Source organism: Spirillospora sp. NPDC049652 (assembly GCF_040675125.1).
Lineage (GTDB): Bacteria > Actinomycetota > Actinomycetes > Streptosporangiales > Streptosporangiaceae > Spirillospora.
On record NZ_JBFAOF010000210.1, the window covers coordinates 1 to 9,385 of the forward strand.

Consider the following 9,385-nt stretch of genomic DNA (forward strand, 5'->3'; position numbering starts at 1 on the left):
GGTGGATCCGGGACGAGTCGTACTCCGGCAGGCCGAGCGCGATCCCGGCGACCGTGGTCACCGAGCCGGCCAGGCCGACCAGCGTGCGCGCCTCGTCCACCGCGACGGTCTCCCGGACGGTCGCGAGCGCCGCGTCGATGTCGGTGATGGTCGCGGCGATCTGCTCGGGGGTCGGCGGGTCGGCGTCCTTCAGGTGCCGCTCGGTGAGCCGGACGCAGCCGATGTCCATCGACACGGCCGTCTCCACGCCGGACGCGCCGAGCACGAACTCGGTCGAGCCGCCGCCGATGTCCACCACCAGGTACGGGCGGGCCGGGCGCAGCGCCGCGAGCTCGCGGGTCGCGCCGGTGAACGACAGCCGCGCCTCCTCGTCGCCGGTGACCACCTCCGGCACCACGCCGAAGATGTCGACGACGCCGGCCACGAAGTCGGCCCGGTTCTCCGCGTCGCGGGTCGCGCTGGTGGCGACGACGCGGACCTTCTCCGCGCCGTGGGCGCGGATCATCCCGGCGTACTCGCGCATCGCGGTGAAGGTGCGGTCGAGTGCCTCGGGGGCGAGCCGTCCGGTGCGGTCGACCCCCTGGCCGAGCCGGACGATCCGCATCTCGCGCTCGACGTCGGTGAGCGTGTCGCCCTCCACGTCGGCGATGAGCAGCCGGACCGAATTGGTTCCGCAGTCGATGGCGGCGACGCGTGTCACCGTTCCCCCTCCTGGCCCGGCCTGGCACCGGATCCGTCGGTCGATGGGCACACGCACGGGCCGCCGCGCCACCACTCGGGCAGTTCGGCGAGGCCCTCGCGGCCGAACGGGTTGGTCCCCGGCACGGCCAGCTCGTGCGCGATCAGCGCGTGCAGGCACTTGACGCGTTCGGGCATGCCGCCCGCGCTCTGCATCCCCGCGGGCAGCGGCTCGACGCCCTCCTCCTCGGTCGCCCGGTCGCGGCGGCGCAGGTAGTCGGCGTGCGCGGCCTCGTAGTCGGCCTTCAGCTCCGGGTCGTCCGCGAGCCGGGCCTGCATCCCGCGCATCATCCCGCTGCCCTCCAGCGTCCCGATCGCGGACGCCAGCTTCGGGCAGGTCAGGTAGAACAGCGTCGGGAACGGCGTGCCGTCCGGCAGCCGGGGGGCCGTCTCGATGACGGCCGGATTGCCGCACGGGCAGCGGTAGGCCACCCTGCGGACGCCGCGCGGCTCGCGGCCGAGCTGGGCCGCGATGGCCGCTGTGTCGTGTTCGTCGATCATGTCCCGTCCCCACCCCGGACCACGCACGGGTCCGCGCCGTGCCGCCTCCCCGCGGCACCCTGCTCGGCGTCCCGCCGCGCGGAACGCCGTCCTCCCCTGACGCCCCAAGGGACGCCCCGCCCCGCCGGACGGTTCACCCGTCCCGCCGGACGGTTCACCGGCCGTGCCGGGCGGCGGGGCTCAGCGGGTGCGGTCGGCGGTCTCCACGGACCGCCAGAGCGTCTCGTACCAGGGCGGACGGACGTCCGCGCCCTTCCGCTGGGCCTGTTCTCCGTCGCTCGCCCCGCCGTCCAGGACGATGTAGCACTTCTCGTGCGGCATGCAGTAATGGAGCCTGCGCTTCGCCTCACGTTCAATGTACGACTTGTCGGTCAGCCGTTGCTTGCGTTGCTCGAGTTCCGCGACCTGTTTCTGCGCGACGGCCTGCTTGTGCCGCAGATCGGCGATCTCCTGCCGCTGCGCGATGTACTCCCGGACGGGGTAGGCGAGCGTCAGGGCGATGGCGCAGACCACGACCGCGAGGATGGCCGCCCGGCCGGTCAGGGCGGAGCCGCCCTGCCTGCCGCGCGTCCGTCCGGAGCCGGGGCCGGAGCCCCGGTCCGTCCGCCTGCCGCCGCCGTCCGCCGCCATCACCGCTCCTCAGAGGTCGGGAACCGGCCGGGACGGAGACCCGGCCGGTGCACGCAACGCGCTCAGGACTCCTGGGCGAAGCGCGGGAACGCCGCGGCGCCCGCGTACCGGGCGGCGTCGCCCAGGATGTCCTCGATGCGGATGAGCTGGTTGTACTTGGCGACCCGGTCGGACCGGGCGGGCGCGCCGGTCTTGATCTGGCCGCAGTTGGTCGCGACCGCCAGGTCGGCGATCGTGGTGTCCTCGGTCTCGCCGGACCGGTGGCTCATCATGCAGCGGAAGCCGTTGGTCTGGGCGAGGGTCACCGCGTCGAGGGTCTCGGTCAGGGTGCCGATCTGGTTGACCTTCACCAGCAGCGCGTTCGCGATGCCCTCGCGGACGCCGCGGGCGAGCCGCTCGGGGTTGGTGACGAACAGGTCGTCCCCGACGAGCTGGACCTTCGCTCCGATGGCGTCGGTGAGGGACTTCCAGCCGTCCCAGTCGTCCTCGTTGAGCGGGTCCTCGATGGAGACCAGCGGGTAGGCGTCGACGAGCTCGCCGTAGTAGGCGGCCATGTCGTCGGCCGAGCGCTTGGCGCCCTCGAACTCGTACACGCCGTCGGAGTAGAACTCCGAGGCGGCGGCGTCCAGGGCGAGCGCGATGTCGCGGCCGGGCTCGAAGCCGGCCTTGCGGATCGCCTCCATGATCAGGTCGAGCGCGGCGCGGTTGGAGGCCAGGTCCGGCGCGAAGCCGCCCTCGTCGCCGAGGCCGGTGTTCAGGCCCTTGCCCTTCAGGACGGCCTTGAGCGCGTGGTAGGTCTCGGCGCCCCAGCGGACGGCCTCGGAGAACGTCGGCGCGCCGATCGGCGCGATCATGAACTCCTGGATGTCCACGTTGGTGTCGGCGTGCGCGCCGCCGTTCACGATGTTCATCATCGGGACGGGCAGCACGTGCGCGTTCGGGCCGCCCACGTAGCGGAACAGCGGCAGGCCGGAGGAGTCGGCGGCGGCGCGGGCGACGGCGAGCGAGACGCCGAGGATGGCGTTGGCGCCGAGCTCGGCCTTGTTCGGGGTGCCGTCCAGGTCGATCAGCGCCTGGTCGATCATCCGCTGCTCGGTGGCCGGGTAGCCGACGAGCTTCTCGTCGACGTCGTTGTTGACGGCCCGGACCGCCTTGCGGACGCCCTTGCCGCCGTAGCGCTCGTCGCCGTCGCGCAGTTCGACGGCCTCGAACTGGCCGGTGGACGCGCCGCTCGGCACCATGGCGCGGGACTCGGTCCCGTCCGCCAGCAGGACCTCGACCTCGACGGTCGGGTTGCCGCGGGAGTCCAGGACCTCACGGGCGAGGACGGCCTCGATCGACGACACGGGCATCTCCCCAGTTGCATCGGCATGCTCGGAACACCGCACCCGCGTGGGCGGATGCTCCCCGAGCCTATCCAGCGCGCCCGCCGGACTTCGAACTGGCACGCCGGAACCGGCACGCCGCCCTTACCGGGCGCGACCCGACAAACCTCGTACGCACTCGCACCCCGGGGCCGCTTGACGAACGGATTGCCTACATTGTCTACTTGGCACGTCATTCCGACCTGCTTAGTAGGGAATTATGCCGATGCATCGAAGGCTCCGCCCGCTCGCCGCCGCCGCGGCGGCCCTGACCGTCCTGGCCGCGGGGACGCTCAGCGCCTGCGGCGGCGACGACAAGGGCGGGGCGAACGGCGCCCCGGCCCCGCTGAAGCTGGGGTACTTCCCCAACATCACCCACGCGACCGCCTTGGTCGGCATCCAGAAGGGCATCTTCGCCAAGCACCTCGGCGCCGCCCCGAAGACCGCGACGTTCAACGCGGGCCCGGCCGCCGTCGAGGCGCTGTTCTCCGGCGCGGTGGACGCCACGTTCGTCGGCCCGAACCCGACCGTGAACGCGTGGGCCAAGTCGCACGGCAAGGCGATCAAGGTCATCTCCGGCGCGGCGACCGGCGGCGTCTCGTTCGTCGTGAAGCCCGGCATCAACGGCCCGCAGGACCTCAAGGGCAAGAAGATCGCCACCCCGCAGCTCGGCAACACCCAGGACGTCGCGCTGCGCTACTGGCTGAAGAAGAACGGCCTGACCGCCAACAAGGACGGCTCCGGCGACGTCAAGGTCGTCCCGCAGGAGAACGCGCAGACCCTCCAGACCTTCCAGCAGGGCTCGATCGACGGCGCGTGGGTGCCCGAGCCCTACGCGTCCCGGCTGCTGCTGGAGGGCAAGGGCAAGAAGCTGCTGGACGAGTCGTCCCTGTGGCCCGGCGGCAAGTTCGTCATCACCAACCTCATCGTCCGGCGCGACTTCGCCGACCGGCACCCCGACCAGGTCAAGAAGCTCCTGGAGGGCGTGGTCGAGGCGACCGACTACATCAACTCCGACAAGCCGGGCGCGGAGCAGGCGGCCAACGAGGCGCTGACGAAGCTGTCCGGCAAGCCCATCAAGCAGAACGTGCTGGACGCCGCGTTCAAGAGCATCACGTTCACCACCGACCCGGTCGCGTCGTCGCTGGTCGCCGGCGCCCAGCACGCCGAGGAGATCGGGCTGCTCGACAAGGTCGACCTCACCGGCGTCTACGACCTCCGTCCCCTCAACGACGTGCTCAAGGCACAGGGAAAGGCACAGGTCAGCGACAGATGACACAGGCCGTCGAGGCCGCCGCGAGCCGGGCCGTGCCCTCCGGGGCAGCGGTCCGGCTCGACGGCGTCTCCAAAGCGTTCGGGCCGCTCGCGGCCCTCGACGACGTCTCCCTCACGGTCGGGCCGGGCGAGTTCGTGTGCCTGCTCGGCGCGTCCGGCTGCGGCAAGAGCACGCTGCTCAACCTGGTCGCTTCGCTCGACCGGCCGTCCGCCGGGACCATCGACACCGCCGGCCGCCGCGTCGCGCTGATGTTCCAGGAGCCCGCGCTGTTCCCGTGGCTGACGGTCACGGCGAACATCGAGCTGGCGCTGAAGACGCGCGGCGTCCCGCGCGCCGAGCGCCGCGACAGGTCCGCCGAGCTGCTCGCGTCGGTGCACCTGGCCGGGTTCGAGAAGAAGCGTCCGCACCAGCTGTCCGGCGGGATGCGGCAGCGCGTCGCGCTCGCCCGCGCGCTCGCGCTCACCATCGACACCGAGGCGGCGGAGAAGCGGGACGGCGGCGGCACCCTGCTGCTCATGGACGAGCCGTTCGGCGCGCTCGACGCCATGACCCGGGACCTGCTGCACGACGAGATCGAGCGGATCTGGCGGGAGCGGAACCTCAGCGTCCTGTTCGTCACGCACAACGTCCGCGAGGCCGTCCGGCTCGGTGACCGCGTGGTGCTGCTGTCGAGCCGTCCGGGACGGGTCGTCGAGGAGTTCCCCGTCCGGATGGAGCGGCCGCGCCGCATCGACTCCACCGAGGTCGCGGCGCTCGCCGGGACCATCACCGACCGGCTGCGCGAGGAGGTCGGCCGCCATGGCGCCTGACACGACGACGACCACCGCCACCGCCACCGCGGAGAGCGCGGAGCCGGAACAGCGCGCGGAAGCCACGGCCGGGCGTGCGCGGCCGGAGCTCAGCCGGCAGATCTCGGGGCTGGACGCGCTGGAGCTCGGCGGGCGGACGCGGCGCCATCCGGCCGCGCGCGCGTGGTCGGCGGTGTGGCCGATGGCGAGCGCCGTCGCGATCGCGCTACTGGCCTGGCAGATCGTGGTGTGGTCGGGGTGGAAGCCGCCGTACGTGCTGCCCGGCCCCGGCGACACGCTGCCCGAGCTGGGCCGCCAGGTCACCAAGGGCTCCTTCTGGGCCGCGGTCGGGCTGACGATGCAGCGCGCCGTCCTCGGGTTCGCGGTGTCGGTGCTGGTCGGGACGCTCGTGGGCGCGCTCGTGACGCAGTCGTCGGTGCTGCGGCGGGCGGTCGGGTCGCTGATCACCGGGTTGCAGACGATGCCGTCGATCGCCTGGTTCCCGCTGGCGATCCTGCTGTTCCAGCTCAGCGAGAAGGCGATCCTGTTCGTGGTGGTGCTCGGCGCGGCGCCGTCCATCGCCAACGGGCTCATCGCGGGCGTGGACTACACGCCGCCGATCCTGCTGCGGGCGGGGAAGGTGATGGGGCTGCGCGGGCTGAACCTGTACCGGCACCTGGTGCTGCCCGCGTCGCTGCCGTCGTTCGTGGCGGGCCTCAAGCAGGGCTGGGCGTTCGCGTGGCGGTCGCTGATGGCGGGCGAGCTGCTGGTGGTGATCTCGTCGCACACCTCGCTCGGGGTGCTGCTGTCGCAGGCCCGCGAGTTCTCCCAGACGGACGCGATGATCTCCTACATGATCGTGATCCTGGTGATCGGGATCGTGATGGACCGGCTGTTCGGCCTGGTGGACAGGGCGATCCGGACCCGCTGGGGGCTGGCCGGGGACTGACCCGTCACCCGGCCCCGCACCCGCCCCGCACCCGGCCCGGCGACCGTCCGGTCCGCCGGGCCGGGAACGCTCGGCTAGCGCCCGATAACGGCGATATGGCCCGCCGTAACGGATCTTTGCCGGGTCCGGCGGGTCGTGTTTACCGAGGCCGGGGAACCCTCCGGGGGTGAGCGCTCCGTCGGCGCGGCCGTGGCAGCGGGTGCTGCGTGACCCGTCCATCCGGACCGGGGTGACCGTCCGGGCGGTGATGATCACGCTCCTGCTCGTGATCCCGCTCTACCTGGTCGCCATGCTGCTGGTCGCCGCCGAGGCGCAGCACTCCCAGGAGCGGAGGGTCGCCCGGCGGGCCCGCGTCGTGGCCGAGGCCGTCCGGGACGGACGGCTGGAGGCCCGCATCGCGACGGCGCGCCACGGCTCGCTCGTCCAGGTCGTGGACCTCTCCCGGCACGTGGTGGCGGCGACGGACGCGATGCGCGGCCGTCCGCCGGTGGACTTCCGGATCCCCAAGGGGCTGGACACCCGCGAGGACGGCCTGAGCTGCCGCGTCGACGCACCCGGCGGTCCGTGCTTCCAGGTCGTGGCGATGCGGACGCAGCAGGGCGGCAGGCCGCTGGTCGTCTACGCCCTGCAGACGGCGCATCCGCTGCTGCCGAGGCCCGGCATCGCCGCGCTGTCGGCGCTGGCGATCCCGGCGGCGGCGGCCGTCGTGGGACTCGGCGCGTGGCGCGCGGCCGGGCGCACGCTGCGTCCGGTGGACGTGCTGCGCCGCAACCTGGACGAGATCACCGCGAGCGACCTGGAGCGGCGGGTGCCGGAGCCGATCCGGCGGGACGAGATCCACGCGCTCGCGCGCAGCGTGAACCAGACGCTCGACCGGCTGGAGATGGCCGTGGCGCGGCAGCGCGCGTTCATCTCCGACCTGTCGCACGAGCTGCGCAGCCCGCTGACCGGCCTGCGGACCGAGCTGGAGCTCGCCCGCTCCGACCCGCAGTCCCCGGACATGGCCGAGGCGACCGAGGCGATGCTGCGCAACGCCGACCGCCTGGAGCAGGTGCTGGACGACCTGCTCGCGCTGGCCCGGCTGGAGTCCGAGCAGGGCCTGCGGATGGAGCCCGTCGACCTGCACGAGATCGCCGACGAGGAGGTGCTGCGCCGCCCGCGCCGGACGAAGGTGCGGGTCCTCGGCGACGACCCGGTGGTGGTGCGCGGCGGGCGGCTGGAGCTCGCCCGGGTGCTGACCAACCTCATCGACAACGCCGACCGGCACGCCGCGACGTCGGTGACGGTGCGGGTCGGGGAGCAGGACGGCCAGGCGGTCGTGGAGGTCGTGGACGACGGCGGGGGCATCCCGCCCGAGGACCGCGAGCGGGTGTTCAACCGGTTCACCCGGCTCGCCCAGGCCCGGCACGAGGACGCCGGCGGCACCGGCCTCGGCCTGGCCATCTCGCGCGACATCGTCGAGGCGCACGGCGGGACGCTCGTCATCACCGACCGCACCGACGGCACCCGGGGCGCCCGCTTCATCCTGCGCCTGCCGAAGGACGAGGAGCCGGAGCCGCCCCGCAGGCGCAACGGCCACCGCACCGGCCGCGCGCCCGGATCGGCGCCACACGCCTGACCTCGGCCCGGCCGTCGCGGGACGGGGCGGGGCTGGGCGGACGGTCAGCTTTCGAGAAAGTCCGCGATCGCCTCGGCCAGCTCCTTGCGCGTCACGGCGCTCATGTGGTTGCCGGGGATCTCGGTGTAGCGGCCGTCCGGGAGGGCGGCGGCCAGGTCCTTCGCGGAGCCGTTGTCGTGGTCGTCCGCCCCGGCCACGACCAGCGTCGGAAGGGTCATCCGGTCGAGGTCCTCGCGCGGGGTGCTGACGAAGGTGTCGAGGACGCGCAGCAGCGCGGTCCGGTCGCCGCCGACCGTCTTCAGGAACGCCTCCGCGCGCCACTCGGCGGTGCCGCGCTCGAACGTGCCCGGGTTGCTCAGCACGTTGCGGAAGTGGTCGCCGCGCCCCTCGGTCTCGGTGATCCCGGTGAGGCCCATGCCGCCGAGGACGGCCCGGACGGGCGTCGCGCCGCGCGCCAGCATCCGCACGGTCGTGCGCGCGCCGAGCGAGTAGCCGCCGAGCACGTAGTCGGTCAGGTCGAGGTGCTCCAGCAGGTCGAACCCGTCGTCGGCGAGGACGTCCGGGGGGTAGTTCGCCGGGTCGTGCGGCTTGCCGCTGTCGCCGTGGCCGCGCAGGTCCGGCATGACGACGCGGTAGCCGAGGTCGGCGAGCGCCTCGGCGTGCCCGTACCGGATCCAGTTCACGGTGGCGGTGGAGAAGTAGCCGTGGATCAGCACCAGCGGCCGCCCCTCCCCCAGCTCCCGGAAGGCCAGCCGCACGCCGTCGCGCGCCGTGAAGTACTGAACGGGCACGTCGATCATCCCCCCAAAATACCCGCCGTCCGCGTGTCCGGGGGACGCGTCAGGGTGTGAGCTGGGCGTCCACGAGGGCGTCGCCGGCGCGCGTGCGGTAGTAGAGGACCGAGCGGCCGGAGCGGCGGCGGTCGGCGAGGCGGGCGTCCAGAAGGATCTTGAGGTGGCGGCCGACGGAGCCGAGCGGCAGGCCGGTGAGCGCGACGAGCTGGGTGGTGCTCTTCGGGTCGTCCAGGAAGGTCAGGACGGCGGCGCGGCCCTCGCCGAGGAGGCGGGCGAGGGCCTGCGGGGCGCGGACGGGGTCGGGTGCGGCCAGCTCGCCCGCGCACGGGTAGATCTTGGCGTACCGGACGCCGTCCTCCCAGGTCACCCAGCCGTGCTGGGAGGTGATCGGGACGAGGAACAGCTGCGCGCCCGCGATGTCGCGGGTCGGGTACTCGGCGACGTTGACCTGGAGGCGGCCGTCGCCGAGCCAGCGGATTCCGGGGCGCAGGCCCTCCAGCGCGGCGGCGAAGCCGTCCCGGCTGAGCTGCCGGGTGCGGGCGATGATGTCGGCCTCCAGGACGCGGCGGCGGCGCGTCCAGTACGGCTCGACGGCGTAGCGCCAGATCTCGGTGAGGGCGTCGGCGGCGACCTCGGGCAGGTCGTCGCGGCGCAGGATCTCCGGCAGCGGACCGCCGCCCGAGACCTCGATATGTTCATCGCCGAGGGCGAGAAGGTGATCCGGCGC

At 73.2% G+C, this 9,385-nt stretch carries 10 protein-coding genes; 4 read left to right on the plus strand and 6 right to left on the minus strand.

The window, feature by feature from the left end; translation table 11 throughout:
• From AB0J52_RS16175 to eno, 4 genes are all read right to left on the minus strand, one after another.
• On the minus strand, nt 1-700 hold a 700-nt coding region (locus AB0J52_RS16175; RefSeq protein WP_500182373.1), incomplete at its 3' end, for a Ppx/GppA phosphatase family protein.
• Nucleotides 697-1,239: a DUF501 domain-containing protein gene (locus AB0J52_RS16180; RefSeq protein ID WP_500182374.1), complete on the minus strand. Its 543-nt coding sequence runs from the start codon at nt 1,237-1,239 to the stop codon at nt 697-699. The genes AB0J52_RS16175 and AB0J52_RS16180, both read right to left, overlap by 4 nt.
• A gap of 180 nt (nt 1,240-1,419) precedes the next feature.
• Nucleotides 1,420-1,869, minus strand: a complete 450-nt coding sequence (locus AB0J52_RS16185) for an FtsB family cell division protein (protein WP_500182375.1) — start codon at nt 1,867-1,869, stop codon at nt 1,420-1,422.
• A gap of 62 nt (nt 1,870-1,931) precedes the next feature.
• Nucleotides 1,932-3,215: a phosphopyruvate hydratase gene (gene eno, locus AB0J52_RS16190; protein ID WP_500182376.1), complete on the minus strand. Its 1,284-nt coding sequence runs from the start codon at nt 3,213-3,215 to the stop codon at nt 1,932-1,934.
• 244 nt (nt 3,216-3,459) lie between these two features.
• Here eno and AB0J52_RS16195 point away from each other — a divergent pair, with 244 nt between their 5' ends.
• From AB0J52_RS16195 to AB0J52_RS16210, 4 genes are all read left to right on the plus strand, one after another.
• Nucleotides 3,460-4,509, plus strand: a complete 1,050-nt coding sequence (locus tag AB0J52_RS16195) for an ABC transporter substrate-binding protein (RefSeq protein ID WP_500182377.1) — start codon at nt 3,460-3,462, stop codon at nt 4,507-4,509.
• On the plus strand, nt 4,506-5,318 hold the full coding sequence (locus AB0J52_RS16200) for an ABC transporter ATP-binding protein (protein ID WP_500182378.1): 813 nt from the start codon (nt 4,506-4,508) through the stop codon (nt 5,316-5,318). The genes AB0J52_RS16195 and AB0J52_RS16200 overlap by 4 nt, the downstream gene beginning before the upstream one ends.
• On the plus strand, nt 5,308-6,246 hold the full coding sequence (locus AB0J52_RS16205; RefSeq protein WP_500182379.1) for an ABC transporter permease: 939 nt from the start codon (nt 5,308-5,310) through the stop codon (nt 6,244-6,246). The genes AB0J52_RS16200 and AB0J52_RS16205 overlap by 11 nt, the downstream gene beginning before the upstream one ends.
• Nucleotides 6,247-6,412: 166 nt before the next feature.
• Nucleotides 6,413-7,864, plus strand: coding sequence for a sensor histidine kinase (locus AB0J52_RS16210; protein ID WP_500182380.1), 1,452 nt, complete (start codon nt 6,413-6,415; stop codon nt 7,862-7,864).
• 44 nt (nt 7,865-7,908) lie between these two features.
• Here the strand turns inward: AB0J52_RS16210 and AB0J52_RS16215 are convergent, their stop codons facing one another.
• Together AB0J52_RS16215 and AB0J52_RS16220 are read right to left on the minus strand one after the other, a co-directional pair.
• Nucleotides 7,909-8,664, minus strand: coding sequence for an alpha/beta fold hydrolase (locus tag AB0J52_RS16215; RefSeq protein ID WP_500182381.1), 756 nt, complete (start codon nt 8,662-8,664; stop codon nt 7,909-7,911).
• 40 nt (nt 8,665-8,704) lie between these two features.
• The coding region (locus AB0J52_RS16220; protein WP_500182382.1) for an ArsR/SmtB family transcription factor at nt 8,705-9,385 on the minus strand (681 nt) is incomplete at its 5' end.